The organism is Paractinoplanes deccanensis (assembly GCF_016862115.1).
Lineage (GTDB): Bacteria > Actinomycetota > Actinomycetes > Mycobacteriales > Micromonosporaceae > Actinoplanes > Actinoplanes deccanensis.
On the sequence record NZ_BOMI01000114.1, the window covers coordinates 20,020 to 44,428 of the forward strand.

The following is a 24,409-nucleotide window of genomic DNA, read 5'->3' on the forward strand; positions in this document are numbered from 1 at the left end:
TCGAGGTTCATGGATCTTTCACGCCGCTCCCTGTTGATCTCGGGAGCCGTCGCCGGCGCCGGCCTTCTCGGCGCCGCCACGCCCGCCGCGGCCGCCCCGAACGAGCACGAGCGCGACCCGCTCGAGCGACTGCTGGCCGGCAACCGCCGCTTCATCTCCGGCCGGGCCCGCCACCTCGACCAGAGCCTCGACCGCCTGCACGAGGTCGCCACCGGCCAGCACCCGTTCGCCGTCACGATCGGCTGCGCCGACTCCCGCGTACCCCCGGAGGTCCTCTTCGACCAGGGCCTCGGCGACATCTTCGACAACCGGGTCGCCGGCAACATCGTGGACGACCTGCTGCTGGGCAGCATCGAGTTCGCGGTCGAGGAGTTCGGCAGCCCGCTCATCGTCGTGCTCGGGCACGAGCGCTGCGGTGCGATCACCGCGACCGTCGACGCCATCGAGAGCGGCGGCACGGCACCCGGCCACATCGGCGCCATCGTCGACGCGCTGCGCCCGATCGTCGAGCCGCTCGTCGGCGGGCCCGGCGATGTCGTGGAACGTGGCGTGCGGGCCAACGTGGTCGCCCAGGTGGCGGCGCTGACCGCGCGCAGCGAGCTGATCGCCGGGCACGTCGCCGCCGGCGAGCTGCGGATCGTGGGTGCCCGCTACGACCTGGACACGGGCAAGGTCACGCTGCTCCGGTAAGGGCCGGGAAGCGGTCGATGTTCGCCACCGCCCACCGCCGCAGGGCGGCGAGCGGCACGCACGCGTCCTCGCCGAGGGCGGTGAGCGAATATTCGACGTGCAGGGGCACGGAGGGATAGACCGTCCGGTCGATCAGCCCCTGCTCCTCGAGCCGCCGCAGGGTGGCGGTGAGCACTTTCGGGCTGACGCCGTCGAGGCGGTCGCGCAGCGCGCCGAAGCGCCGCGGGCCGTCCTCGAGGGCGCCCAGCGCGAGGGCGCTCCACTTGTTGGCCAGCAGATCCAGCAGTTGACGGCACGGGCAGGACGCGTCGTAGACGTCGTGCTGCCGCGAGCAGGAGTCGGTCCTCACTCGCCCATCGTAGTACCCAAAGGGAACTAAGATCCCTTGCCGGTAACTAGGGCCATCGGAATACCGTTCCCGTCATGAGCGACACGATGCGCGCGGTGGGCTACCGCAAGAACCTTCCGATCTCCGACCCGGCGGCCCTCGAGGATCTCACCCTCCCCGTTCCCGAGCCCGGCGAGCACGACCTCCGGGTACGGATCAAGGCCGTCTCGGTCAACCCGGTCGACGTCAAGCTGCGCGGCGGCAGCGATCCGGGCGGCGAACCCCGCGTCCTCGGCTTCGACGCAGCCGGCGTCGTGGAGAAGGTGGGTGCCGCGGTCACGCTCTTCCGCCCCGGCGACGAGGTGTGGTACGCGGGCTCGATCGCCCGCCCCGGCACGGACGCCGAGCTGCACCTCGTCGACGAGCGGATCGCCGGGCCGAAGCCGGCGTCGCTGGACTTCGCCGAGGCCGCCGCGCTGCCGCTGACCGCCCTGACCGCGTGGGAGGCGCTGTTCGACCGGCTGCGCCTGACCTCGGAGAGCACCGGTTCGATCCTCGTGCTCGGCGCCGCCGGCGGGGTCGGCTCGATCCTCGTGCAGCTGGCCAGGCGCCTGACCAACCTCGAGATCATCGGTACGGCGTCACGCCCCGAGTCCCAGCGGTACGTGCTCGACCGCGGCGCGCACCGGGTGGTCAGCCACCGCGACGACCTGCGTGCCGCGCTGCCGGACGGCGTCGACTACGTCTTCAGCCCGCACTCGGCCGGGATGATCGAGACCTTCGCCGACATCGTCCGACCGTACGGCACGGTGGTGGCCATCGACGACCCCGAGGGCCTGGACCTGCTGCCGCTGAAGTCGAAGAGCATCGCCTGGCACTGGGAGCTGATGTTCACGCGGCCGCTTCACGACCCGGCGAGCCGGGCGCAGCACGACATCCTCACCCGGGTGGCCGAGCTCGTCGACAAGGGCGTCCTGCACACCACGCTGACCAAGCGCATCGAGGGCATCGACGCCGCCGGGCTGCGCGAGGCCCACGCGATCGTCGAGGCCGGCTCGGCCATCGGCAAGACGGTGCTGGTCAGCCGCTGATCTCGCGCGCCCACGGGATGAGGACCCGCTCGATCGCGGCGACCGTGTAGAAGAGCGTGACGCTGAGCGCGGCGAGCAGCATGATCGCCGCGAACGCGAGCGGCGTGTCCGCCGACGTGCTGGAGAGGACGACGACCGCGCCGAGACCGCCGTCGGGATTGCTGATCTCGGCGACCACGGCCCCGATGACGGCGAGCGAGACGGCGACCTTGAGGCCCACGAAGATCTGCGGCAGCGCCCAGGGCAGGCGCAGCCGCAGGTAGGCCTGCCAGCGCGGGGCGTCGAGGGACTTGACGTATTCGGTCAGCTCCACCGGCGTCGAGGTCAGCCCGGCGGCGGACGCCAGCACGATCGGGAAGAACGAGATCAGCACCACCAGCACGATCTTGGGCTGAGCGCCGAACCCGAGCCACACCACCAGCAGCGGCGCCACCGCCACCTTGGGCACCGCGTTCACGGCGATCAGCAACGGCAGGATCGCCCGCTCGACGGTGCGCGAGGTGGTGAGCACGACGGCGAGCAGCACACCGGCGACGGCGGCGAGCGCGAAGCCCGCCGCCGTCTCGGCGAACGTGCGGCCCAGCTCGCGCAGCAGGTAGCCGGGCTGCCGGCGGAACGCGGCGACGATGTCGGGCGGCGCCGGGACGAAGAACGGCCGGATCCGCAGCGTGGCGGTCGCACCCCACCAGAGCGCGACCGCCACCACCGCCGCGGTCAGCGGCGCGACGACGCGAGGCACCCTCATGCCCGGCCCGAGGCAAAGCCCGAAGCAGAGCCGCCCGAAGCGGAGCGGCCCGACGTGGAGCGGCCCGACGTGGAGCGGCCCGACGTGGAGCGCCCCGAAGCGGAGCGGCCCAGAGTCGAGTAGACGAGATGACCGCGCAGCACCGTGCCGGGATCGGCCATCATGGCGACCACCCGGTCGAGGGTCTCGGCGGGCACTCCCGCGCCGATCAGGGCCGTACGCTGCTGCGCGATGTTCGCCACGATCAGCCGGCAGCCGGGCGAGCCGCCGGTCCAGGAGCGCGCGTGGATCTCGGTGTCCACGCCGGTCAGCCCGAGATCGATCAGCTCCGCGTGCACCCGGCCGGCCCAGGCGGGGTCGTTGCCCCGGGCCGGAAGCACCGACCCGATCAGCGCCGCGTGGTAGCGCTCGTACGCGGCGACGTCCTCCTCGCTCGCGGCGCGCATCACCGCCTTGCCGTACGTCGTCTCGAAGTCCTCGACGAGCAGCGCGCCGCCGGGAGCGAGCGCACCGGCGAGCCGGCGCAGGATCTCGTGCCGGCCCGGCAGGTGCATGAGCAGCAGGCGCGCGTGCACGACGTCCCACTCGCCCAGCGGCAGCGGATCGGCGGCGAGGTCGTGGCGCAGCACCCGGTAGGGCGCGCCGGCCGGCAGGTGGCGCACGTTGATGTCGGTGGCGGTGACCTCGGCCTTGCGGGCGGCCAGCCAGGACGCGACGCTGCCGGCGCCCGCCCCGAGCTCGAGGCAGCGCCGCCCGGCGAGGTCGCCGAGCGCGGCCAGGCGGCGGGTGGTCAGCTCGTCGAGCATGGCGGCGAGGCTGCTCAGGCGGCCCGCGGACGCCGGGTCGTCGTTGTCGAAGGCGTACGTCACGGCGCGATGACCTGCTCGGCGGTGAGCCCGGCCGGGAACAGGCCGGTGTCGCTGAGCAGCGCGAGCGCCCGGGTCACCTTCGCGCTGTCGAGGGCGCCCAGCGGCTGGGTGTACGGGGTCATCAGCTCGATCTCGGCCCGCGCGGCCTCGGCGGAGCTCGCCGGATGCTCGCGGTGCAGCAGCTCCGCGGTGGCCGCGGGGTCGGCGATCGCGTCGGCCAGGCCCTGGAGCGCCGCCTCGCGGAAGCGCTTGACCAGGTCGGGTTCCGCGCCGAGCAGGTGCGTGGTGGTGACGATGCCGTTGCCGTACAGGTCGGGCAGGTAGTCGCCGTAGGGCAGCACGATCATCGGCTTTCCGGCGGCCTTCTCGATGCCGGGCCGTCCGATGAGGAAGGTGCTCAGCGCGTCGACGCGGCCGGCGGCGAGCAGCGCGGGCACCTGCTGCGGGCTCGCGTTGACCCAGCGGACGGCGGCGGGGTCGAGGCCGGTCTTCTTCGCGTACGCCGGGAAGAGCAGCTGGTTGACCGAGCCGGTCGCCGCGCCGAGGGTCTTGCCGTTGAGGTCGGCGGGCTTGCGCACGGGCCCGCCGGCGGGCGCGACGATCGACACGAGGGTCTGCTGGTGTATCGCGGCGATGGCCCGGAAGTCGGTGTATTTGCCCTGGCCGGCGAGGATGAACCCACCGATCAGGTCGAGCATCGCGAACTGGGCCTGCCCGGCCGCGAGGGTCTTGAGATTTTCGGCGGTGGCCGCGCCGAGCTTGATGTCGACGTCGAGCCCGGCCTCGCGGAAGTAGCCCTTCTCGCGGGCCGTCCAGATGAACGCGTCGCGGCCGGCGGCGCCGAAGGCGGTGATGTACGTGACGCGGCGCAGGTCCGGCGCGGCCTCCTCGCCGCCGCCGTCGTCGCCGCAGGCGGTGGCCGCGAGCAGGATCGCGCAGGCGGTCAGGATTCCCAGGAACTTCTTCGCTCGGCCCATCGTGGGGCCTCCCCGTGAGTCGAAAGATCCTCGAAATCCGAGACTATCGATTTATGGCATTGATCGGCACCGTTTCGCCCGGTCTGATCAGAATCGGCCGCCGCCACCCCGCCGTCCGCCACCGCCGGACCGGTGACCGCTGCCGCCGAAGCCGCCCGTGAAGCCGCCGTGGCCCCGCCCGTGCCCGCCGCCGCCCGCCAGGATGCCGCCGAGGACCGCGCCGGCGAACGCTCCCGCGTCGAAGCCGCCCGCCCGGCCGTAGCCGCCGCCGGACCAGCCCTGCACGTCCACCCGGGCCGCCTGGCCGGCGCGGGCCGCCAGCTGCTGGGCCTGCTGCGCCTCGGACAGGGCGGCCGCCGGGTCGGAGGCGGCCAGGCTCTCGGCGAGGGCCAGGTGGCGCTGCGCCTCGGACAGGGCCGCGCGGGCGCCGTAGTCGACCGCGCCCCGCCGGGTGGTGATGAAGTCGTTCGCGGCGAGCACCTCGGCGCGGGCCACCGGCAGGGCCTGGGCCAGCATGCTCCGGGCCCGGGCGCCCCGTTCGGCCGCGTCGCGGGCGGCCGCCAGCGCGGCGTCGAGCGCGGCGTCCGCCGCCTGGAGCCGGGCCACCGCGCCGACCGGATCGGGCCGCGGCCCGGCCAGGGCCGCGCGCACCTCGGCCAGGACCTGTTCGCCGCCGGCCACCGCGGCGGCCAGCCCGGGCGGCACCTCTCCCCCGCCGGTCAGCGCCGCGCGCCCGGCGGCGGTCTCGGCGGTCACCTCGGCCAGCAGGCCGTCGGCGGCGGACCGGGCCGCGGGCAGCTCGGCGGCGGCCCGCTCGACCGCCTCGACCAGATGGGCGGCCTGGTCGACCGCCTGCTCGGCGCCGCGCACGGCCAGCGCGGCCTCGGCCTTCCCGCCGCTCGCGAGGGCCTCACGGGCCTGGCGCACGGCGTCGGCGGCGAAGGCCAGCCGCTCCCGGGCCTGGCCGGCGTTGCCGGCGATCGCGGTGAGCGCGCCGCCGGAGAAGCGGGTCTGCAGATCGTGGACGGTGGCCTCCGCCGCGGGCAGCGCCGCCTCGATCGCGGCGCGGCGGCGGTCGACCTCGCCGGCCACCTCGGCGGCCCGGCCCTCGAGGTCGCGCAGCCGGTCGAACGCGTCGGACTCGGCGTCGAGCCGCTTGTCGGCGGTCTCGCAGAGCTCGATGATCCGGATCAGCTTGGCCCGCTCGTCGGGGGTGGGCCGCTCGTCGAGCGTCATCCGCAGCTGGAACGCCTCCCCGACGTTGGCGCGGGCCTCGTCGAGCGCGGCGCGGAACGGGGCGGTGGCGTCCTGGCCGTACTGGGCGGTGGCCAGCTCCAGCTCGCGCTCGCTCGCCCGCAGCTCGTCGTCGAGCTCGACGAGCAGCGCGTTCGCCCGGCCGGACAGGTCGGCGAGGCTCGGCCCCGCGGGCTCCTGAGGAGCCGCCCGGCGGTGGCGGCGGCGCAGCAGCACCCAGGCGAGCCCGGCCACGACGATCAGCCCCACGACGAGGACGGCCCAGATCAGGCCGCTGCCCGAGCTCGCCGCGTCCTGGTACCCCTGTGCCGCCGCGACGACCGCGCCGGACCAGTCGCCCGCCGCGAGCGCCGGCTCGATCCGCTTCTCGGCGACCTCGGCGAGCTCCTGGTCGGACAGGCGCGAGTCGGCGGGGAACGAGTACGCGTACGCCCGGTCCTCGACCGCGATGGCCAGCAGCGCGTCGCGGTCGCCGAGATCGCTGAGCCGGGCCGTCTCGTCGGTCCAGCTCTGGGCCGGGGTGCCGTCGAAGGAGTCGACGAGCACGACCCAGAGCTGGAGGCCGGTCTTGTCCTGGAGCTCGCCGAGCGCGTCGTCGACCGGCGCCCGGTTCTCGATCCAGCCGGACGCGTCGGTGACCTGGCTCGCGAGGCGCTGGGGCGGCTCCGCCCGGGCCGGCGCCGCCACGAGCAGGGCGGCCAGCAGGACGATCAGGGCGGGAACGACTCGGCGCGGCATGCCTTCAACTTAGGCGAACGCCCGGTCGTAGAGGTCCTGGAGGCCGGGCGCGTCCGCCTCGCCGCTGTAGCCGCAGATCAACATGTTGCCCCCGGCCGACGCGACGAGGTATTTCTTGCCGTTCTCGAACCTGCCGCTGCCCATCATCTGCTCGGAGCTCTCGCCGGCCTGGGCGATCCGGACCTCGTGGACGGTGCTGCCGCGATAGACGCGGGTGACGTCCAGCGTGACGGTGCCGTTCGCGAGCGCGGTGACCGTACCGGCGAAGGCGAAATCGGCGCGGCTCGCCAGCGTGTCGGCGGTGGGCTCGACACACTTGGCCTGGACCGCGGGGGCGGTGAGCTGGGCGACGATGCGGGGCAACGCCTGCACCAGCGGAGGCTGCGGCTCGGGGCGCAGGGCCAGCCAGCCGATGCCGGCGGCCACCAGCACCAGGGCGGCCGCGGCGAGGACGAGCACCGGCCGCCGCCGGGAGCGGGCGGGAGCGGGCGTGGCGGTGGCGGTCATGGTCTCCTCCAGGAGTCGCGAGACGCGGTCGGGGGCGGCCGGCGGCAGGTCCCGGGCCGGGTCGGCGCGGCGCAGGCGCGCGCGCAGCTCGTCGTCGGTCATGGCCGGCTCCCCTCTGTCTCCCCCTCATGTCCGGCGGGCGTCCCGGCCTTTCGCAGCTCCTCGCGCAGCTTCTCCTTGGCCCGGTGCAGGCGGATCGACGCGGCGTTCGCCGAGATGCCCAGCACGACGGCGATCCGCGGCGGCGTCAGGTCCTCCCAGGCCCACAGCCGCAGCAGCTCCGCGTCGGCGTGGCGCAGCCGCGCCATGGCCGCGGCGAGATCACCGTCGGGCGGCTCGGGACCGTCGGTCACCCGCCGCGGCGGGTCGATCGCCGCGATCCGCGCGAACAGCCGCGCCTGCCTGCGCCGCGACCGCTCCGCGTTGGCCAGGCAGTGGCGCGCCACGCCGTACGCCCAGGGAAGGTGATCCTCGGGCATGTCGCCGAGCCGGCGCCAGCACACAAGCAGCGTCTCGGACAGCACGTCCTCCGCGGTGGCGGCGTCCGTGCGCCGCGCGAGATAGCGGCGCACCGCCTCGATCACCGCGGGGGCCAGAGCCTCGAACCGGGCCCGGCGCCCCTCCACACTCACAGGGTCCACCCTCATCCATGTCCGGGAGCGGACCGCTCCTTTCACCGGGCGGCATCCTCGCACGCTACGACGGCCGTCACTTTCGGGGCGGCTGCGCCGTTGTGCGGCTGGCGGTCGGCGCGCGCGGGCAACCGAGGACGCGCTCGCTGCGTACACCACGGGGAGGAGCTTGGTGGGAGGGTGGACTCGTGCGCACGGCGCAGGGCTGGGCTGGCATCGGGACGGTGGCGGTGGAGACGATTCGCACGCTGATCGTGGACGACGACGCGGCGTTCCGGGAGGGGCTGCGGGCGCTGCTCGAGACGGCCGACGACATCGAGGTGGCCGGCGACACCGCGGACGGCGAGCAGGCACTGGTCGTCGCGCCGCGGGTGCGTCCCGACGTGGTGCTGCTCGATCTGACCCTGCCGGGGATGGGCGGGACCGCGGCGACCGAGCGGCTCCTGCTCGCCACGCCGGGGGCGCGCGTGCTGCTCATGGCCCTGGCGGAGGACGACGAGCCGGTGTTCGAGGCGCTGCGGGCGGGGGCGCGCGGCTACGTGCTCAAGGGGGCCGGCCGGGCCGAAGTGCTCCGCGCGGTGCGCGCCGTGGCGGCGGGAGAGATCGTGGCCCCGGCACTGTAGAGTGTCCACGTCGTCACTCTCGGTGAATCTTGGGGATGGGATGCGTCGCTGGCACGTCATCGCGCTCGCCTTGCTCGGAGTCTTCGCGCTGGCCTGCGAGGAGGGCACGGGGGCGGCGGATCCGAAGCCCACGGGCTCGTCCAAGTCGTACCCGTCGTCGATGGCCGCCCTCGGTGACTCGATCACCGCCGGGTTCGCGAGCTGCTTCGCGCTGATCGCCTGCGAGCGCCGCTCGTGGTCGACGGGCAGCGACGCGGCGGTGGACAGTCACTACCGGCGGATCCGCGACGCGAACGCGGCGATCAAGGGCAAGGCGTACAACTACGCCGACTCGGGCGCCGAGGCCGCCGACCTGGCCGGCCAGGCGAACAAGGCGGTCGCCGCCAAGGTGCAGTACGTGACGGTCCTGATCGGCGCGAACGACGCCTGCGCCGCGACCGCCGAGGGCATGACGCCGGTCGCCACCTTCCGCAAGCGGGTCGACGCGGGCCTGGCCCGGCTCAAGCGCGGCCTGCCCAAGGCGCGCGTGCTCGTGGTGAGCATCCCGGACCTCTACCGGCTGTGGGAGGTGGGTCACGAGGACGCGAAGGCGGTGCGCGCCTGGAACGGCGGCATCTGCCCGTCGCTGCTGGCCCGCCCCACCTCGACCGCGGCCGCCGACGAGAACCGGCGGCGCCAGGTCGACAGGCGCATCGACGCCTACAACGACGCGCTGGCGGACGCCTGCCGCGCGTACGGCAAGAGATGCCGCTGGGACGGTGGCGAGGCACACAGCGTGCGCTTCGACCTCGAGCTGGTGAACCGCATCGACTACTTCCACCCCAGCACGGAGGGGCAGGCGATGCTGGCGAAGGTCAGCTATCCGGGGCGCTTCACCTGGTGATCATCGCTTGCCGGCCGCCATGTCCATCAGGCGGCCGAGCACGTCCTCGCCCGCGGTGCGCAGGCCGTCGTGCTCGTGCTCGTTGGTGATCCAGGTGCGCACGTTCGGCACGGCGGCGGCCGTCTCCAGCGACAGGCCCATGTCCACGTACATGTCGTCGGCGTAGACGGCGGCGACGACCGGCACCTCGTTCGCGGCGAGCCGCTCGACGTCGTAGAGCGGGGGCCAGTCGTCCGCGGCGGCGAGGATCTCGGCGGCGCCCGCGAACGGCCGCAGCGCGCGGATCTGCTCGAACATCCAGGGATACATCATCTCGCCGGTGAACAGCAGCGGGCTGGCGCCGGCGGCGAACTCGGGGCGCTGCTCCATCGCCCGGGCGGCGGCCCAGTTCGTCGGGCCGGTGCCCTGGCCGTAGCAATACTCCTGGAGCGCGAACAGTGGCTGGTCGACGAAGCCGGTGAGCCGCATGGCCTCGTACAGGAAGGTGTCGGTGAAGGCCTCGTCGAGGAGCCAGTGCAGCTGGGCGTAGCCGTAGCTCATGCCGAACGCACTGCCCAGGAACCGGAAGCGCTCGACGGTGAGCCGGTCGCCGTCGGGCAGCCGCACGTCCTCGCCGGCCAGGCGGTCGGCGATCGCGCGGACCGCGGCGACGTCGTCCGGGAACGCGCGGTAGTACTCGGCGTTCTTCGCGGCGACGCGGGGGTACGTGCGGGCGTACACGTCGTCGGCGGTGGCGGTGAGACCCGGCAGGCCGCCGGTCACGTAGCTGGTGCGCACGCCGTGCGGGGCCCGGGACAGGTAGGTCATGGTGACGAACCCGCCGTAACTCTGCCCGAGCGTGTCCCAGCGCTGCCCGCCGGCCAGCCGCGCCCGCAGGATCTCGCAGTCGGCCACGATGCTGTCGGCCCGGAAGTGCCGCAGGTATGCGGCCAGCTCCTCGGCCGTCCGGCCGGCGGCCGTGCGCGCGCTGATCGGCGTGCTCCGGCCGGTGCCCCGCTGGTCGAGCAGCAGCACCCGGTGGGTCTGGACGGCGCGGGCGATCCAGCTCTCCGAGCGCAGCGGCCGCGTCGCCTTGCCGCCGGGGCCGCCCTGGAGGAAGACGAGCCACGGCAGATCGTCGCCGGCCTTGTCGGACGCGACGACCTCGCGGGCGAAGACCTCGATCGTTCCCTGGCCCGCGTCGCTGTGGTCGAGCGGCACGGTGACGGTGTGGTCGGCGAAGCGGAGTCCCGGATGCGCGATCATCCGACCACCCTACGCACATCAAAGATCTTCAGTCGTTATGACCCGCCGTTCGAGGAGCCGGTCGATTTAGGTTAGCCTCACCTCATGACCAGGGACGCGGCGCTCACCGGAGCCGATCTGACGCTCGCCTACGACGGCAGGACCGTCGTGCACGGCGCGGGACTGGAGCTGCGCGCCGGGACCGTCGTGGCCCTCGTGGGCCCCAACGGCTCCGGCAAGTCGACGCTGCTGCGGTCGCTCGCGCGGCTGCACACCCCGGTCTCGGGGACCGTCGCGCTGACCGACGGCACCGAGGCCACCGACGCCTTCGCGCTGCGGCCGAAGGACTTCGCGCGGCGGGTCACGCTGCTCACGCAGTCGCGGCCCACGCCGGGCGGCGTCTCGGTGCGCGACGTCGTGGCGTACGGGCGGCACCCGTACCGCGGCCGGTTCGGCTCGGGCGACCCGGACGGGGCGGCCTTCGTGGACAAGGCGATGGCGATGACCGGCGTCGCCGCGATGGCCTCGCGCGCCGTCGACGAGCTGTCCGGCGGCGAGCTCCAGCGCGTCTGGCTCGCCACCTGCCTGGCCCAGGACACCGGCGTCGTGCTGCTCGACGAGCCGACCACCTATCTCGACCTGCGGTACCAGGTGGAGATCCTGGACATCGTCCGCGAGCTCGCCGACGACCACGGCGTGGCGGTCGGCGTGGTGCTGCACGACCTCGACCAGGCGGCCGCCGTCGCCGACCGGGTCGTGCTGATGTGCCAGGGCGTCGTCCGCGCCGACGGCCGCCCCGCCGAGGTGCTCACCTCCGAGCTGCTCACCGAGATCTACGGCCTGCGCATCGAGGTGGCCGTCGGCGACGACGGCCACGTCCGCACACGCCCCATCGGCCGGCACACCAGCCGGTCACTCACCTCCTGAAACAGATAATCCGAAAGGGACCCCCTCACATGGCTCTCACCCGCCGCGCCTTCACCGCCGGCGCGGTCGCGATCAGCGCCCTGCTGCTCACGGCCGCCTGCGGCACCACCGAGGACCCCGCCGACGAGGCCGGCGCCGCGTCCCCCGCGGTCTCGAGCGGACCGGTCGAGATCAAGGACGAGCGCGGCACGGTCAAGCTCGACGCGCCCGCCAAGAACGTCGTCTCGCTGGAGTGGGGCCTCACCGAGAACCTGGTCGCGCTCGGCGTCAAGCCGGTCGGCCAGGCCGACGTGAAGGGCTACAACAACTGGGACAAGAGCGCCCCGATCGACGCCTCCACCCCGGACGTCGGCCAGCGCGGCGAGCCCAGCCTCGACTCGATCGTGGCCCTCAAGCCCGACCTGGTCGTCACCACCAAGGACCTGCCCGAGAACGTCATCGCGCAGATCGCCAAGCAGGTGCCGGTCCTGACGCTGCGCGGCTCGGACGGCACCGACCCGATCGGCTACATGCGCAAGACCGTGAACGTGCTCGCCCAGGCAACCGGCACCGAGGCGCAGGGCACCAAGCTGCTCGCCGACTTCGACGCCAAGGTCACCGCCGGCAAGGACGCGCTCGCCAAGGCGGGCAAGACCGGCGCCGCCTTCACCATGGGCGACGGCTGGGTCGACGCCGGCACGGTCTCGCTGCGCATGTACACCCCGCAGTCGTTCTTCGGCGCGATCGCGGCCGAGCTGGGCCTGAAGAACCAGTGGACCACCGGCGGCGACAAGGACTACGGCCTGGCCCAGACCGACGTCGAGGGCCTCACCAAGATCAAGGACGCGTCGACCACCTACATCTACGTCGCCAACGACGCGGACGGCGGCGACTTCACCGACTCGCTGAAGAACAACGCCGTGTGGAAGCAGCTGCCGTTCGTCACCGGCAACAACGTCAAGCGCATCCCGGACGGCATCTGGATGTTCGGCGGCCCGGCCTCGGCGAACGCCTACATCGACGCCCTCACCACCGCCCTGACCGCCTGACACACCGATGAGCAGCGCGACTCTCGCTCCCTCCCCTCCGCCCTCTCTGGAAGGCGGCAACGGCCGGCGTGTCCACGGCGTCGTCGCCGTCTTCACCGCGGCGGTCGTGCTGCTCGCCGTCCTGGCCGCGGTGCACCTCACCCAGGGCACCGCGAACATGGGCCTCGGCGAACTGCTGACGGCCCTGAACCCGTGGGCCACGGACAACGACGAGGCCGTGGCGGTGCTCGTCGCCAGCCGCTTCCCGCGGCTGGCGGCGGCCCTGCTCGTCGGCCTCGCGGTCGGCGTCGCCGGCGCGGTGCTCCAGTCGGTGGCCCGCAACCCGCTGGCCTCCCCCGACACCCTGGCCGTCAACGCCGGCGCGTACGTCTCGGTGGTGGCCGTGGCCGCCTTCGGGATCGCGCTGCCGTTCGCGTTCAGCGGGCTGGTCGCCTTCGTGGGCGGCCTGCTCGCGGCCGGCGTCGTGCTGCTCGTCTCGCGCGGCGGCGCGGCCGGGCCGACCCGGCTCGTGCTCGCCGGCTCCGCTGTGGCGCTCGCGCTGAACGCGCTCACCTCCGTCCTGCTGATGCTCTTCCAGCAGAACACGGTGGGCCTGTTCGCCTGGGGCAGCGGCACGACCGTCCAGTCCGGCTCCGAGAACGTCAAGCTGACCGCGCCGATCGTCCTCGTCGGCCTGATCGCCACGATGCTGCTCGCGCACCGGCTCGACGTGCTCGGCCTCGGCGACGACTCGGCCCGCGTGCTCGGCGTCGACGTGCGCCGCACCCGGGTGCTGTCGGTCGTCGCGGCGGTGCTGCTCTCCTCGATCGCGGTGACCGTCGCCGGCCCGATCGGCTTCGTCGGCCTCTGCGCGCCGGTGATCGCCCGCCTGATCGCGCGGCGGGTCCCCGGCCTCGGCAGGCACCTGCTGCTGCTGCCGTTCACCGGCCTCTGCGGCGCGCTCGTCGTGGTCGCCGCCGACGTGCTGCTGCGCCTCGCCCTGCCGGCCGACGTGGCGATCTCGGTGCCGACCGGCGTGGTCACCACCCTCGCCGGCGCGACCGTGCTGGTCTGGCTCGCCCGGCGGCTGCGCGACGGCGGCCCGGCGGCCGCACCGGCGCGCGGCGCGCACGGCACCGTCCACTCCCGCGCCTGGGTCGTCACCGTGGGCGTCCTGCTCGTGGTCCTGCTGGTCGCGGCCTTCGTGGCGGCGCTGCTGCTCGGCGACCGCGTGGTGCTGCTCGGCGACGTGATGAACTGGATCAGCGGCAACGCCGGACGGCAGGTCGGCTTCGTGCTCGACCAGCGCTGGCCGCGCGTGCTCGCCGCCCTGCTCGGCGGGGCGGCGCTCGCCCTGGCCGGCGCGATCATCCAGGCCGTCTGCCGCAACCCGCTCGCCGAGCCCAGCCTGCTCGGCGTGACCCCCGGCGCCAGCGTCGGCGCGGTCGCGGTCGTCCTGCTGCTGCCCGGCATCGGCGCCTGGCCGGTGATGGGTGTGGCCACGCTCTTCGCGCTCGGCACGTTCGCCCTGGTCTACTGGCTGGCGGCCGGCCGCGGGATGGCCTCGGACCGCATCGTGCTGGTCGGCGTCGGCGTCAGCGCGGCGGCCACCGCGATCACCACGCTGGTCGTCGTGGTGGTCTCGCCGTGGAACGTCAGCGTCGCGCTCACCTGGCTCGCCGGGTCCACCTACGGCCGCAGCATCGGCCAGGTCGTCCCGGTGGCGCTGGTCCTGCTGGTCGCGCTGCCGCTGGCCCTGGTCGCCGGCCGCACGCTCGACCTGGTCGCGCTCGACGAGGACGTGCCCCGGCTGCTCGGGGTGCCGCTCAACCGCTCCCGCCTCGGCCTGCTGACCGTCGCCGCGGTGCTGACCGCGGCGGCGGCGACGGCGGTCGGCGCGCTCAGCTTCGTCGGCCTGGTCGCCCCGCACGCGGCCCGCGCCCTGGTCGGCTCGCGCAGCGCCCGCGCCGTCCCGGTGGCGGTCGGCCTGGGCGCGCTGCTGGTGAGCGTGGCCGACACCCTCGGCCGTACGGTCATCGCGCCCTCGCAGCTGGCGGCCGGCCTGGTGACCGCGCTGATCGGCGCCCCCTACTTCGTCTGGCTGCTCTGGCGGAGCCGGCCGGTCAGCTGAATCGCCGTCCGATCGATAGGGTGCGGCGGTGAGTCAGCAGATGTACGCGCCGCCGCACCACCCACAGTGGAACGGCAAGACCAACGGCTTCTCCATCGCCGCGCTGACGCTGTCCCTCTTCGGCTGCGCCGGCCTGGTCAGCATCGTCCTGGCCGTGGTCGGGCTGCGGCAGAGCCGGCGCAACGGCGACAAGCGCGGCAAGGTCCTCGCCATCGTGGCGCTGTGCGTCTGCGGCCTGTGGATCTCTGTCATCGCCGCGGTCGCGGGCATCGCCATCGCCCGCGACGTCGCCGACGGCCCCGACCGCGACGCGTCCGGCGCCCTGCGCGGCGAGCGCTCCATCAGCCTGGACGACCTGCGCCCCGGCGACTGCGTCAAGGACCTGATCCACGAGACCGGCGACTATGTCGACGCGCTCCCCTGCTCCTCCCCGCACAGCAGCGAGCTGGTCGCCACCTTCGACCTGCCGGTCGACGCGCCGGAGGCGTCCGCCGACGCCGGCTGCGAGAAGCGCTTCGAGGCGTACGCGGGCCGGAAACGCCCTGCGGGCGCCGAATACATCGTCTTCACAGCGCGCATGACGGAGCTCGGCGAGACCGACGACCCGGGCGTGCTGTGCTTCGCCCATCAGGTCACCGGGACCACCACCGGATCGCTCCGGCGCTGACGGGTACCGTGCCGGGTGGCACAAACCATGCGAGGTGCCCCGCCGGCCGCAAGCCACGGGGAGAATCGGGAAGCCGGTGCGAATCCGGCACGGGCCCGCCGCGGTGACCGGGGAGCCGCCGCCCACACGCTGTTCGCGTAGCCACTGGCCGCAAGGCTGGGAAGGCGGGCGGTGAGGCGACGATCCGGGAGTCCGAAGACCGGCCTCGCACACACCACAGCGGGAGCCTGTCCATGGACCTGTACGACGTCATCCACACCCGCCGCGACGTGCGCGGCCAGTTCACCGGCGAGCCCCTCGGCGAGGACGTCCTCGACCGCGTCCTGACCGCCGCGCACGCCGCGCCCAGCGTCGGCATGTCCCAGCCGTGGGACTTCGTCGTCATCCGCGACCGCGCGACCCGCGAGGCGTTCCACCGGCACGTGCACCACGAGCGCGACGTCTTCGCCGCCACCCTCGGCCCGGACGCGGCGGCCCGCTTCGCCCGCATCAAGATCGACGGCGTCCTCGAGTCCACCCTGTCCGTCGTGGTCACCTACGACCCGTCCCGCGGCGGCCCCGCCGTCCTGGGCCGCCACGCGATCGCCGACGCCGGCCTCTACTCGGTCTGCCTGGCCATCCAGAACCTGTGGCTGGCCGCCACGGCGGAGCGCCTCGGCGTCGGCTGGGTCTCCTTCTACCGCGAGGACTACCTGCGCGACCTGCTCGGCATCCCCAGCGGCGTGCGCCCGGTCGCCTGGCTCTGCCTCGGCCCGGTCACCCACCTCGAGGAGGTCCCGGACCTGGAACGCCACGGCTGGCGCAGCCGCCGGCCCCTGCACCAGGCCCGCCACGAGGACCGTTGGGATCCCGGCCTCGCCGAGACGGGCGCGTGACCCGCTCGTTCGCCGGCGTCATCCATCCGGTTAGTTGGTAGTGCGCGGCAGACTCTCCGCACCCGAGCGACCGGGGCCAGGCAGCGTTGCCGCGACGGTTTCCGTCGCCACGCGGGTTCGGCAGCGGCAGTCAGTCATGCCCGGCCGAGCGGCTCGCGGCAGGGGACGCTCAAAAGCTTCCCGTGACCTGACGGCCGTCGCCGATGAGCGTGGCGCCCGTCCGGCCCGGCCGCCAGGACGGGGCGTTCTCCGTTGTCACCTGGATCCGGGGTGGCCGGCCACCGAGCCCGAAGAGTGCGTCCCACCAGCGCCTTCCCGCGGCGATGAACTCCTCGACGGGCTCGGGCACGCCGTCCGCGCGGATGATCTGAAGACTGTCGAAGTCGACGGCCCCTTCGATGCAGTATCGGGTGCCGTCGCCGCGTGTCCAGCATTCGGTGAACCAGAACAGTGAGTGCGAAGCGGGCCCTGGTCGGATGTCTATGGTGAGGCTCGGCTCCGCGGGCCAGTCATCGAGGCGCCCAGGGCGGTCGATGTAGTCCCAGCCATACATCGCGTCCCCTCCGCCGAGGGACGCGAAGAAGGCTTCCACGTCCGCCAGATCGGTCAGCGGCATTGCCGGACCGTAACCGTCGCGCTGCTCCTCGCGGAGAAGCACCCGAACCCGCGTGGTGCCGAGCAGCCGAAGCACCCGTCGTGGATCCGGGTCCGGCCCCCCTTGCTCCGGTTGAGCGCAAACGTGCGGAAGAAGCTCGCAAACAGAACCCGGAGAGCCGATACGCAGGCCCAGCACTTCCGCCTCGTTCGGGCCGCGGTAGCCACCTTTTTGTGGGTACTTGCCGGGGGTTGGCGCCTGCCCAAGACTTGATCGTGCGGGCCGGCGGGAACGGGAGGTACGGCGTGTCAGGAGACCGGTAGGGAATCGGTCAGCTTCGCCAAGCGGCGGTGCCCCCAGTCGGCGAGCGGTGCCAGCGCTTCGGAGAGGTCGCGGCCGAACGGGGTCAGGGAGTACACGGTCTTGAGCGGCCGTACCTCATGCACCTCCCGGTGGATCAGCCCGTCGGCCTCCATCTCCCGCAGCGCCTGGGTCAGCACCTTCTCGGTGAGGCCCGGCAGCCGCCGGCGCAGCTCGCCGGGGCGGCGCGGACCGGACTCCAGCAGCCACAGCAGGGCTGTCTTCCACTTGCCGTCGATCACAGCGATCGCGGCCGTCACCCCGCAGACGTTCGGATCCCGGGCGCGGCTACGCGTCATCATCGGCCCCATTCATCCCAGTTTGCTCGCCTTCAAGGAGTTGAGGAATGACCTCGCACATGGACCATTCTGCCGTCACCGTGCTCGGCCTCGGGCCCATGGGCCGGGCCCTGGCCGGGGCGTTCCTGGACGCCGGCCTGCGGGTCACGGTCTGGAACCGCACGCCCGGCAAGGACCGCGACCTGGTCGCCCGGGGTGCGGCCGGCGCCCGGTCGCCCGAGGAGGCGGTCGCCGCGAGCGGGCTGACCGTGGTCTGCGTGGTGAACTACGACGCGGTGGACGCCGTCGTGCGGCGCGATGCGGTGGCCGAGGCGCTCAAGGGGCGTACGGTCGTCAACCTGACCGCCGACACCCCCGATCGGGCCCGGGACGCCGCGGCGTGGGCGGCCGACCACGGCATCGGCTACCTGGACGGTGCGATCATGACGCCCACCCCGACCATCGGGACACCGGCCGGGGTGTTCCTGCACAGCGGCCCGGGGGAGCTCTACGCCCAGCACCGGCCGGTGCTGGGCGCTCTGGGCGGCACCCACACCCACCTCGGTGCGGACATCGGCCGGGCGGCCGCCTACGACATCGCCCTGCTCGACATCTTCTGGACCGCGATGGCGGGATATGCGCACGCGCTCGCGGTGGCACGGGCCGAGGGGATCGGCGCGCGGGAGCTGGCGCCGTTCGCCAACGGCATCGCCGCGATCCTGCCGCCGCTGTTCGAGTCGGGCGCGCAGGACGCGGACAACGGCACCTACTCCGGTGCGGGCAACCCGCTCACCTCGGCGGTGTCGTCCATGGCCCACATCGTGCACACGTCCGAGTCGCACGGCATCGACGCGAGCGTGATGCGCGCCGCCGAGTGCCTGGCGCGCCGCGCCATCGGGCGTGGTCACGGCGCCGGCGGGTTCCTGCGGATCGCCGAGATCATGAGTCCGCGCTGAATGTCGGGCGCCTGACGGCGGTCCGCGCCCGCGGCCCGCACACTGGCGGGATGCCGAAACTCGGCGATGTTGTCGAGGACGTGCGGTGGCGGAGCTTCGTCGGGCGGGCCGCGGAGGTGACCCGGTTCGACGACGCGCTCGCCGGGCGGACGTCGCGCCGCGTGCTGTTCGTGCACGGGCCCGGCGGCATCGGCAAGACCACGCTGCTGCTGCATCTGCGCAGCCGGGCCCGGCGGGCGGGGCGCCGCGTGGTGTACGTCGACGGGCAGGAGCTGCGGCCCACCGCCGAGGACTTCGTGGGTGCCGTCGGCGGGACCGAGCCGCAGGTCCTGCTCGTCGACGGCTACGAGGGGCTCGGCGCGCTGGACGGATGGCTGCGGCGCGACCTCGTCCCCGCGCTCCCGGCCGAGGCGGTGGTCGTGCTGGCCGGACGCGATCCCCCCGCGGCCGCGTGGCGCTGCGATCCCGGCTGGCGCGCCGTCGTCGGCGTACACCTGCTGTCGGCTCTGGACGATCGGGCCAGTGACGCCCTGCTCGACCGGGCCGGGGTCGCGGAGCCGCAGCGGGCGGACGTGGTGCGGCTCGCGCGGGGGCATCCGCTGGCCCTGTCGCTGCTCGCCGACGTGGTGACGGCCGGCGGGGACGTGCCGCGCAGCCTCGCCGAGGCGCCCGACCTGATCTCGGCGCTGACCGCGTCGGTGGTGCGCGACGCGCCGTCCGAGGCACATCTGCTCGGGCTCGCGACATGCGCCAAGGCGCAGGTCACCACCGAGGACCTGCTGCGCCTGACGGTCGGCGAGGCGGACGCGCCCCGGGTCTGGCAGTGGCTGCGGGACCGGCCGTTCGTCAGCGCCCGGCCGCAAGGGCTGATGCCGCACGACCTGACCCGCGAGGTGCTCGACGCCGAGTTCGAGCGCCGCTCGCCCGAGCGCTATCGCGGCCTGCACAGGGTCATCCACGACCACGTCGTGACGGGGCTGCGCGCCGCGACCGGCATGCGCCGGCAGTCGCTGGCGCAGCAGCTGGCCTATCTGCATCGGCACGGGCCGTTCAGCGACCAGTTCCGCACGGTACGAGCGCACGGCGCGATCGCGGTGGTGCCGGCCCGCCCCGAGCGGCTGCCGGCGGTGGCCGAGCGGATCGGGAAGCAGATCGGCCCGCGGTCGGCGGCGATCGCGCGCGAGTGGTTCGCCGCGCGGCCCGAGGGGGCGAGCGAGGTGGCGGGCGGCCGCGGCTTCGCCTACCACGCGCTGTGTCCCACGGGCACCGATCAGGAGCGCGACGATCCCGTCGTACGGGAAATCCTCGGCCATGTCGCCCGCACGGCGCCGCTGCGGCCGGGTGAGCAGGTCGACATCGCGCGGTTCCTGATGGGCGAGGACGGATCGCAGACCGACCGGGTCGCGGTCTTCGCCGGCTCGGTGTCGTCGCTCGCCGCCTGGTGCGGCAGGCCGCTCGCGTGGGCGTTCATCGTCACCGTCGCACCGTCGTTCTGGGGCCCGTTCTTCGACTACCTCGGCTTCCGCGAGGTGCTGTCCGTGACGTGCGACGAGCGGCGGCACGTCGTGTACGGCAACGACTGGCGGCGCTTCCCGCTGGAGGCGTGGCTCGACCTGATGAACGAACGCGAGCAGTACGGCGGCAGCGGACCGCCCCCGCCCGAGATGACCCGGCCGGCACCGCTGCGCCGGGAGGACTTCGCGGCGGCCGTACGCTCCGCGCTCCAGCACCCCGGCGGTGACGCGCTCGTCGGCACCGCGCTCGGCGACGACCCGCAAGCCGTGCGCGCCGCGCTGGAACGGGCGGTCGACGCGCTGGCCGACAAGCCGCGCGGCGACCGGCTGCGGGCGGTGCTGCGCCGCACGTACGTCAAACCGGCGGCCACCCAGGAAGCCGCCGCCGAGGCGCTGGGGTTGCCGTTCAGCACCTACCGCCGGCACCTGGCGAAGGCCGTCGACGAGCTCACCGCCGGCCTGTGGGCGGCCGAAACCGGGCAGCGATCGGGCAGCGTACGGCCTGGAGAGTGAGCAGTCCGCGGCCGCACGCTGCGGGCATGGCGACGATGACGATCCTCGGTGCCGGCCTGGCGGGCCTGAGCACCGCGATGATGCTGCACCACGACGGCCACGACGTGACCGTCCTCGAACGCGATCCGGCGTTGCCCGGCGACCGGCCGTGGGACACCTGGCAGCGGCCCGGCGTCAACCAGTTCCGGCTGCCGCACTTCCTGCTCCCGCGCTGGTGGAGCGCGCTGTCGGAGGACCTGCCGGCGGCCGCCGCCGAGCTCGTGGCCGCCGGCGGCACCCGCTTCCTGCCGGTGCCCGGCGAGCGGCGCGACGGCGATGCCCGCTTCGAGACGGTCACCGCCCGGCGGCCGGTCGTGGAGGCAGCGCTGGCCCGGGCCGCGGCGGCGGCGGGCGTCACGGTGCGGCGCGGGGTGCGCGCTTGCGGCGTACGACTCGATGGCGCGACCCGGGTGACCGGCGTGGCCACCGACCAGGGTGTGGTGCCCGCCGACCTGGTGATCGACTGCTCGGGACGGCGGTCGCCGATGCCGGCGTGGCTGGGCGAGCGGAAGCCCGTCGAGGAGCGCGACGGCGGCGGCTTCGTCTACTACGCCCGGCACTTCCGCGGCGAGATGCCCGAGCTGCGAACGGTGCTGCAACAGCAGTACGAGTCGGTGTCCCTGCTGACCCTGCCGGCGGACAACTCCACGTGGAGCGTGGTGGTCATCGCGAGCGCGAAGGACCACGCGCTGCGGGCCCTGCGCGACCCGGCGGTGTGGACGGCCCTGGTGTCCCGCTATCCGCTCGCCGCCCCCTGGATCGAGGCGGCACCGATCACCGGCGTCGACGTGATGGCCGGCATCGAGGACCGCCTCAAGCACTACACGGCCGACGGCGCACCCGTCGTCACCGGCATGGTCCCGGTCGGCGACGCGTGGGCCTGCACCAACCCGTCCCTCGGCCGGGGCGCGGCCTTCACGCTGCTGCACGCCCGCGTGCTGCGCGACGTGCTGCGCGACACCGACCCCGCCGACCACGACAAGCTGGCCCGCCGCTTCCACGAGGCCACGGCACGCACGATGCTGCCGCTCTACCGCGCCACGAACGCCTTCGACACCCACCGCCTGGCCGAGATCGACGGCGACGTGACCGGCGTCCCGTACCGCCCCGAGGACCCCCGCTGGATCGGCGCGAAGGCGCTGTACGCGGCCGCCCAGCGCGACCCGGACATGCTGCGCGCCTACCTGGCGATCTCGTCGTTCCTGGAGACACCGGACGAGGTCTTCGCCCGCCCGGGTCTGCGCGACCGGGTGCTGGCGCTGGGGGTGTCGGCGCCGCAGTATCCGCTGGGCGGCTGCAGCCGAGCCGAGATCGTGAGCGTCTGCCGCTCGGCAGCGACGGAGAGATGACCCGGACATGGTCGCCGCGCTGCGCGATACAGGTAGCGAAGCCGGCCCCGATCCCGGCGGCAGTGACCATCGACCTCCCGCCCTGGTCAGAACCGGGAGGAGGCGCGCGGCGCACCGTCAACCCGCGACCTGAGCCGGAAAGCGCTCTTGCCTCGCGAGCATGAGCCGCACACGGCCACGTGCGCTTGCGGGGGGTGCGGCATGATCACCGGCGTGGGTGAGCTGCGCCGGTTCCTGTTGTTGCTGGTTGTTCCGTTGCTGGCCGCATGCACCGAGCCGTGGCAGGCCACCAGCGGGCTCGCGCCCACGCCTGCGCCCAGCGTCGCGGCCTCGCCGGCCGGGGTTCGCGGCTCCGGTGAGCCCACCACGCCGGTGGCTGTCGAGCCGGTGTCCGCGTGCTCCCTGATCGGGGTGCAGATCACCGCGGACCGGGGGGACGCGGCCATGGGATACCGGGAGATGTCGCTGCACCTGCGCAACTGCGGCACCGAGCCCTACCTGGTCGAGGGGCGGCCGGACATCGTCGTGCTCGACGAGGACGGCCGGCCGCTGAAGATCTCCGTCCAGCCCAGCGTGCACTACACCGCGGCGCCGGGGCGGCTCGTGCTCAAGCCGGGCACGAGTGCGCGGGCCGTGCTGTCCTGGCGTAACACCGTCACCAACATCAGCGGCGGGGCGGACACCGGGGCGTCGCTGGCGGTGGCCGTCTCCGAGGGCGGGATGCGCCAGTCCGTCAGCCTGCCGGCGCCGCTCGACCTCGGCAACACCGGGCGGCTCGAGGCCAGCGCCTGGTTCTGAGTCCGGTCCGGGGCGTCAGGACGGCGCCGGGGAGGTCACCGGGCAGTCGCCGTCGCACCGCTCGTACACGATGCGGTTGTCCAGGTCCGGGTCGCCGAGGGAGAAGACCAGGACGACGGCGTCGCCGGCGCTCTCCGCGGTCAACGACAGGCCGACGGCGGCGGGCTTGCCGGCCAGCTCGCGGACCGCCAGCAACACCGTGGAACGGGGCCCGTCCGGCGGCCCCAGCCCGGTGGTGAGGTGCCAGTCCCCGGAAGCCGGCAGCCGGTCCCGGGTCACGTCGAACCCGGGCGGAAGGTCCTCCTCGTAGTGGGGGATCTCCTCGTAGGGCACGTTGCTCGCCGCGAACCGGCCGTCGGCGGTGAACGTCAGCACCGCCCCGCCGCGCGCCTCCCGCCAGGAGCCGGCCACGTCCGGCGCGCTCAGATCGGCCGGCACCCTCGGGCTCGACGAGCCGGAACCGGAGCCGGGCCCGCCGAAGCATCCGGCCGACAGGGACAGCAGGCCCACCAGGACGGCCGTGCCCCACCGCTGCCCCCGGCCGTATCGCCGGGCAAGCGCCCGCTTCGCCACGGTGGTCCCGCCCATCGCCGGATATCAGTGTTCGCTCAGGAGCGTAGCGACATCCCCGGCGCGACCATGGGAGGATCCGGCGGTGAACGACTTCGCGCGGCCGCTCGCCGGCCACAGTGCACTGATCATCGGGGGCGGGGGCGAGGGGATCGGGCGGGCCATCTCGCGGGCCTTCGCGGCGGCGGGGGCCGCGGTCGCCGTCGCGGACATCGACCCGGAGCGGGCGGGTGCTGCCGCCCAGGAGCTGACCGGCCGAGGCGCGCGGGCTCTCGCGCTCGCCGGGGACGTGCGCTCGCCGTCCGATGTGGATGGTTTCGTGCGCCGCAGTGCCGACGAGTTCGGGCGGCTCGACACGCTCGTGACCGTGGTCGGTGGGCAGGTGGCGTTCGTTCCCGCCGTGCGGCTGCACGAGATGAGCGACGGCGACTGGGATCTGGCCTACGAGATGAACCTGCGCTATGTGGCGCGGGCGGCCCGTGCCGCGATCCGGGTCTTCCTCGGCCAGGGTGGGGGCGGGTCCATCGTGAGCGTCGGGTCGGTGGCGGGTGTGATGGCCGCGCCCATGCAGGCGGGGTACGGTGCCGCCAAGGCCGGGCTCAACAGCCTCGCCCGGACGGTCGCCGCGGAATACGCCGCGGACGGGATCCGCATGAACGTGGTGACGTGCGGCGCCATCGCGACGGCCACGGCGAACGCGGAGCAGGCCGGTGCCGAGGTGCCGGAGATTCCGTTGCGGCGGCTCGGCGCGCCGGCGGACGCCGCGGCGGCGGCCGTCTTTCTCGCCTCGCCGCTCTCGTCCTATGTGACCGGGCAGAGCCTCGTGGTCGACGGCGGGGTCACGGTGCGGGGTCCGTTCGAGGTGTAGGGCCGAGCCGGAGCAGGCCGGCTCGGGTCGGGCGGAAGCCGCAGCTCTCCAGGTAGAAGCCCGCCAGCCCGGCCTCGAAGTCGACGTGCAGCCACTCGCAACCGGCGTCCCGGGCCGCCGAGGTGGCCTCGGCCACCAGGCGGGCGCCGATGCCGCGGTGCTGGCGATCCGGGTCCACCGCGGTGTCCAGCAGGAAGGCGTGGCTGCCGCCGTCCCAGCAGACCTGGACGAAGCCCACCAGCGCGGTGCCCTCGAAGGCGCCGATCCAGGTGAGCGCGTGCCGGTGCAGGCGCTCGGCCCAGGGCCGCACGTGCGAGGGCGCGCCGAACGCTCGCGCGTGCAGAAGGCTCAGCGAACGGTCGTCGACGGGGAAGCGCGGAACGTACGAGATCGTCACCCGG

The 24,409-nt window shown here is 73.9% G+C and carries 26 protein-coding genes and 1 riboswitch; of the genes, 14 read left to right on the plus strand and 12 right to left on the minus strand.

Annotation, left to right across the window (positions count from 1 at the left end):
• Nucleotides 1–9: 9 nt before the first annotated feature.
• The gene (locus Ade02nite_RS28165) at nucleotides 10–690 is read left to right on the plus strand and encodes a carbonic anhydrase (RefSeq protein WP_203770382.1); all 681 of its coding nucleotides are present in this window, start codon (nucleotides 10–12) and stop codon (nucleotides 688–690) included.
• Here Ade02nite_RS28165 and Ade02nite_RS28170 read toward each other — a convergent pair.
• On the minus strand, nucleotides 674–1,039 hold the full coding sequence (locus tag Ade02nite_RS28170) for a winged helix-turn-helix transcriptional regulator (RefSeq protein WP_203770384.1): 366 nt from the start codon (nucleotides 1,037–1,039) through the stop codon (nucleotides 674–676). The genes Ade02nite_RS28165 and Ade02nite_RS28170 overlap by 17 nt on opposite strands.
• Before the next feature lie 74 nt (nucleotides 1,040–1,113).
• Between Ade02nite_RS28170 and Ade02nite_RS28175 the strand changes: the two genes are divergently transcribed.
• Complete coding sequence (locus tag Ade02nite_RS28175) at nucleotides 1,114–2,109, plus strand: zinc-binding alcohol dehydrogenase family protein (RefSeq protein ID WP_239169109.1); 996 nt, start codon at nucleotides 1,114–1,116, stop codon at nucleotides 2,107–2,109.
• On the opposite strand, the gene Ade02nite_RS28180 is transcribed toward Ade02nite_RS28175, so the two are convergent.
• The 6 genes from Ade02nite_RS28180 to Ade02nite_RS28205 form a co-directional block, all read right to left on the minus strand.
• Complete coding sequence (locus Ade02nite_RS28180; RefSeq protein WP_203770386.1) at nucleotides 2,099–2,854, minus strand: ABC transporter permease; 756 nt, start codon at nucleotides 2,852–2,854, stop codon at nucleotides 2,099–2,101. The genes Ade02nite_RS28175 and Ade02nite_RS28180 overlap by 11 nt on opposite strands.
• Complete coding sequence (locus Ade02nite_RS28185) at nucleotides 2,851–3,723, minus strand: class I SAM-dependent methyltransferase (RefSeq protein WP_239169110.1); 873 nt, start codon at nucleotides 3,721–3,723, stop codon at nucleotides 2,851–2,853. Before Ade02nite_RS28185 ends, Ade02nite_RS28180 begins: the two co-directional genes overlap by 4 nt.
• Nucleotides 3,720–4,700 (minus strand): ABC transporter substrate-binding protein, encoded by a 981-nt coding sequence (locus Ade02nite_RS28190; RefSeq protein ID WP_203770388.1) that lies wholly within the window; start codon nucleotides 4,698–4,700, stop codon nucleotides 3,720–3,722. Before Ade02nite_RS28190 ends, Ade02nite_RS28185 begins: the two co-directional genes overlap by 4 nt.
• An 87-nt stretch (nucleotides 4,701–4,787) precedes the next feature.
• Complete coding sequence (locus Ade02nite_RS28195; RefSeq protein WP_203770407.1) at nucleotides 4,788–6,692, minus strand: TPM domain-containing protein; 1,905 nt, start codon at nucleotides 6,690–6,692, stop codon at nucleotides 4,788–4,790.
• Nucleotides 6,693–6,701: 9 nt separating this feature from the next.
• Nucleotides 6,702–7,301, minus strand: a complete 600-nt coding sequence (locus Ade02nite_RS28200; RefSeq protein ID WP_203770409.1) for a hypothetical protein — start codon at nucleotides 7,299–7,301, stop codon at nucleotides 6,702–6,704.
• Complete coding sequence (locus Ade02nite_RS28205; RefSeq protein WP_203770411.1) at nucleotides 7,298–7,831, minus strand: RNA polymerase sigma factor; 534 nt, start codon at nucleotides 7,829–7,831, stop codon at nucleotides 7,298–7,300. The genes Ade02nite_RS28200 and Ade02nite_RS28205 overlap by 4 nt, the downstream gene beginning before the upstream one ends.
• Nucleotides 7,832–8,019: 188 nt before the next feature.
• On the opposite strand from Ade02nite_RS28205, the gene Ade02nite_RS28210 reads away from it, so the two are divergent.
• Nucleotides 8,020–8,454 (plus strand): response regulator, encoded by a 435-nt coding sequence (locus Ade02nite_RS28210; RefSeq protein ID WP_239169111.1) that lies wholly within the window; start codon nucleotides 8,020–8,022, stop codon nucleotides 8,452–8,454.
• 40 nt (nucleotides 8,455–8,494) lie between these two features.
• On the plus strand, nucleotides 8,495–9,337 hold the full coding sequence (locus Ade02nite_RS28215; protein ID WP_203770413.1) for a GDSL-type esterase/lipase family protein: 843 nt from the start codon (nucleotides 8,495–8,497) through the stop codon (nucleotides 9,335–9,337).
• Here Ade02nite_RS28215 and Ade02nite_RS28220 read toward each other — a convergent pair whose 3' ends face one another.
• Complete coding sequence (locus Ade02nite_RS28220; protein WP_203770420.1) at nucleotides 9,338–10,582, minus strand: alpha/beta fold hydrolase; 1,245 nt, start codon at nucleotides 10,580–10,582, stop codon at nucleotides 9,338–9,340. It lies immediately after the preceding gene.
• Between the two features lie 84 nt (nucleotides 10,583–10,666).
• Between Ade02nite_RS28220 and Ade02nite_RS28225 the strand changes: the two genes are divergently transcribed.
• The 5 genes from Ade02nite_RS28225 (at nucleotide 10,667) to bluB (ending at nucleotide 16,168) form a co-directional block, all read left to right on the plus strand.
• Entirely contained in the window at nucleotides 10,667–11,488 is an 822-nt protein-coding gene (locus Ade02nite_RS28225; protein WP_203770422.1) for an ABC transporter ATP-binding protein, read from the plus strand.
• A gap of 29 nt (nucleotides 11,489–11,517) precedes the next feature.
• Nucleotides 11,518–12,516 (plus strand): ABC transporter substrate-binding protein, encoded by a 999-nt coding sequence (locus Ade02nite_RS28230; protein WP_203770425.1) that lies wholly within the window; start codon nucleotides 11,518–11,520, stop codon nucleotides 12,514–12,516.
• A gap of 7 nt (nucleotides 12,517–12,523) precedes the next feature.
• Nucleotides 12,524–14,626, plus strand: a complete 2,103-nt coding sequence (locus tag Ade02nite_RS28235; RefSeq protein WP_203770427.1) for an iron ABC transporter permease — start codon at nucleotides 12,524–12,526, stop codon at nucleotides 14,624–14,626.
• 28 nt (nucleotides 14,627–14,654) lie between these two features.
• Nucleotides 14,655–15,293 carry a DUF4190 domain-containing protein gene (locus Ade02nite_RS28240; protein WP_203770429.1) on the plus strand — a complete coding sequence of 213 codons (639 nt, stop codon included), beginning with the start codon at nucleotides 14,655–14,657 and terminating at the stop codon, nucleotides 15,291–15,293.
• A gap of 15 nt (nucleotides 15,294–15,308) precedes the next feature.
• Nucleotides 15,309–15,515, plus strand: a riboswitch (cobalamin riboswitch).
• A gap of 11 nt (nucleotides 15,516–15,526) precedes the next feature.
• On the plus strand, nucleotides 15,527–16,168 hold the full coding sequence (bluB, locus tag Ade02nite_RS28245) for a 5,6-dimethylbenzimidazole synthase (RefSeq protein ID WP_203770437.1): 642 nt from the start codon (nucleotides 15,527–15,529) through the stop codon (nucleotides 16,166–16,168).
• Nucleotides 16,169–16,337: 169 nt separating this feature from the next.
• Here the strand turns inward: bluB and Ade02nite_RS28250 are convergent, their stop codons facing one another.
• Both Ade02nite_RS28250 and Ade02nite_RS28255 read right to left on the minus strand, forming a co-directional pair.
• Nucleotides 16,338–16,859, minus strand: coding sequence for a hypothetical protein (locus tag Ade02nite_RS28250; RefSeq protein ID WP_203770439.1), 522 nt, complete (start codon nucleotides 16,857–16,859; stop codon nucleotides 16,338–16,340).
• Between the two features lie 212 nt (nucleotides 16,860–17,071).
• Complete coding sequence (locus Ade02nite_RS28255; RefSeq protein WP_239169112.1) at nucleotides 17,072–17,425, minus strand: winged helix-turn-helix transcriptional regulator; 354 nt, start codon at nucleotides 17,423–17,425, stop codon at nucleotides 17,072–17,074.
• Between the two features lie 44 nt (nucleotides 17,426–17,469).
• Between Ade02nite_RS28255 and Ade02nite_RS28260 the strand changes: the two genes are divergently transcribed.
• From Ade02nite_RS28260 to Ade02nite_RS28275, 4 genes are all read left to right on the plus strand, one after another.
• Nucleotides 17,470–18,357, plus strand: coding sequence for an NAD(P)-dependent oxidoreductase (locus Ade02nite_RS28260; protein ID WP_203770441.1), 888 nt, complete (start codon nucleotides 17,470–17,472; stop codon nucleotides 18,355–18,357).
• A 50-nt stretch (nucleotides 18,358–18,407) separates the two neighbouring features.
• Nucleotides 18,408–20,384: an ATP-binding protein gene (locus tag Ade02nite_RS28265; protein ID WP_203770443.1), complete on the plus strand. Its 1,977-nt coding sequence runs from the start codon at nucleotides 18,408–18,410 to the stop codon at nucleotides 20,382–20,384.
• 26 nt (nucleotides 20,385–20,410) lie between these two features.
• On the plus strand, nucleotides 20,411–21,772 hold the full coding sequence (locus Ade02nite_RS28270; RefSeq protein WP_203770445.1) for an NAD(P)/FAD-dependent oxidoreductase: 1,362 nt from the start codon (nucleotides 20,411–20,413) through the stop codon (nucleotides 21,770–21,772).
• A 201-nt stretch (nucleotides 21,773–21,973) separates the two neighbouring features.
• The gene (locus tag Ade02nite_RS28275; RefSeq protein ID WP_203770447.1) at nucleotides 21,974–22,570 is read left to right on the plus strand and encodes a DUF4232 domain-containing protein; all 597 of its coding nucleotides are present in this window, start codon (nucleotides 21,974–21,976) and stop codon (nucleotides 22,568–22,570) included.
• Between the two features lie 15 nt (nucleotides 22,571–22,585).
• On the opposite strand, the gene Ade02nite_RS28280 is transcribed toward Ade02nite_RS28275, so the two are convergent.
• On the minus strand, nucleotides 22,586–23,158 hold the full coding sequence (locus Ade02nite_RS28280) for a hypothetical protein (protein WP_203770449.1): 573 nt from the start codon (nucleotides 23,156–23,158) through the stop codon (nucleotides 22,586–22,588).
• 67 nt (nucleotides 23,159–23,225) lie between these two features.
• Between Ade02nite_RS28280 and Ade02nite_RS28285 the strand changes: the two genes are divergently transcribed.
• Nucleotides 23,226–24,008 carry an SDR family NAD(P)-dependent oxidoreductase gene (locus Ade02nite_RS28285; protein WP_203770451.1) on the plus strand — a complete coding sequence of 261 codons (783 nt, stop codon included), beginning with the start codon at nucleotides 23,226–23,228 and terminating at the stop codon, nucleotides 24,006–24,008.
• On the opposite strand, the gene Ade02nite_RS28290 is transcribed toward Ade02nite_RS28285, so the two are convergent.
• A complete protein-coding gene (locus Ade02nite_RS28290; RefSeq protein ID WP_203770453.1) occupies nucleotides 23,980–24,405 on the minus strand; it encodes a GNAT family N-acetyltransferase in 426 nt (141 codons plus the stop codon). The genes Ade02nite_RS28285 and Ade02nite_RS28290 overlap by 29 nt on opposite strands.
• Nucleotides 24,406–24,409 lie beyond the last annotated feature (4 nt).

Bases quoted from the DNA above. Each gene is read 5' to 3' on its own strand.
- Ade02nite_RS28165 (WP_203770382.1), top strand. From the start codon at position 10: ATGGATCTTTCACGCCGCTCCCTGTTGATCTCGGGAGCCGTCGCCGGC.
- Ade02nite_RS28175 (WP_239169109.1), top strand. From the start codon at position 1,114: ATGAGCGACACGATGCGCGCGGTGGGCTACCGCAAGAACCTTCCGATC.
- Ade02nite_RS28180 (WP_203770386.1), bottom strand. From the start codon at position 2,854: ATGAGGGTGCCTCGCGTCGTCGCGCCGCTGACCGCGGCGGTGGTGGCG.
- Ade02nite_RS28190 (WP_203770388.1), bottom strand. From the start codon at position 4,700: ATGGGCCGAGCGAAGAAGTTCCTGGGAATCCTGACCGCCTGCGCGATC.
- Ade02nite_RS28195 (WP_203770407.1), bottom strand. From the start codon at position 6,692: ATGCCGCGCCGAGTCGTTCCCGCCCTGATCGTCCTGCTGGCCGCCCTG.
- Ade02nite_RS28200 (WP_203770409.1), bottom strand. From the start codon at position 7,301: ATGACCGACGACGAGCTGCGCGCGCGCCTGCGCCGCGCCGACCCGGCC.
- Ade02nite_RS28215 (WP_203770413.1), top strand. From the start codon at position 8,495: ATGCGTCGCTGGCACGTCATCGCGCTCGCCTTGCTCGGAGTCTTCGCG.
- Ade02nite_RS28220 (WP_203770420.1), bottom strand. From the start codon at position 10,582: ATGATCGCGCATCCGGGACTCCGCTTCGCCGACCACACCGTCACCGTG.
- Ade02nite_RS28225 (WP_203770422.1), top strand. From the start codon at position 10,667: ATGACCAGGGACGCGGCGCTCACCGGAGCCGATCTGACGCTCGCCTAC.
- Ade02nite_RS28230 (WP_203770425.1), top strand. From the start codon at position 11,518: ATGGCTCTCACCCGCCGCGCCTTCACCGCCGGCGCGGTCGCGATCAGC.
- Ade02nite_RS28235 (WP_203770427.1), top strand. From the start codon at position 12,524: ATGAGCAGCGCGACTCTCGCTCCCTCCCCTCCGCCCTCTCTGGAAGGC.
- bluB (WP_203770437.1), top strand. From the start codon at position 15,527: ATGGACCTGTACGACGTCATCCACACCCGCCGCGACGTGCGCGGCCAG.
- Ade02nite_RS28255 (WP_239169112.1), bottom strand. From the start codon at position 17,425: ATGATGACGCGTAGCCGCGCCCGGGATCCGAACGTCTGCGGGGTGACG.
- Ade02nite_RS28260 (WP_203770441.1), top strand. From the start codon at position 17,470: ATGACCTCGCACATGGACCATTCTGCCGTCACCGTGCTCGGCCTCGGG.
- Ade02nite_RS28265 (WP_203770443.1), top strand. From the start codon at position 18,408: ATGCCGAAACTCGGCGATGTTGTCGAGGACGTGCGGTGGCGGAGCTTC.
- Ade02nite_RS28270 (WP_203770445.1), top strand. From the start codon at position 20,411: ATGGCGACGATGACGATCCTCGGTGCCGGCCTGGCGGGCCTGAGCACC.
- Ade02nite_RS28275 (WP_203770447.1), top strand. From the start codon at position 21,974: ATGATCACCGGCGTGGGTGAGCTGCGCCGGTTCCTGTTGTTGCTGGTT.
- Ade02nite_RS28280 (WP_203770449.1), bottom strand. From the start codon at position 23,158: ATGGGCGGGACCACCGTGGCGAAGCGGGCGCTTGCCCGGCGATACGGC.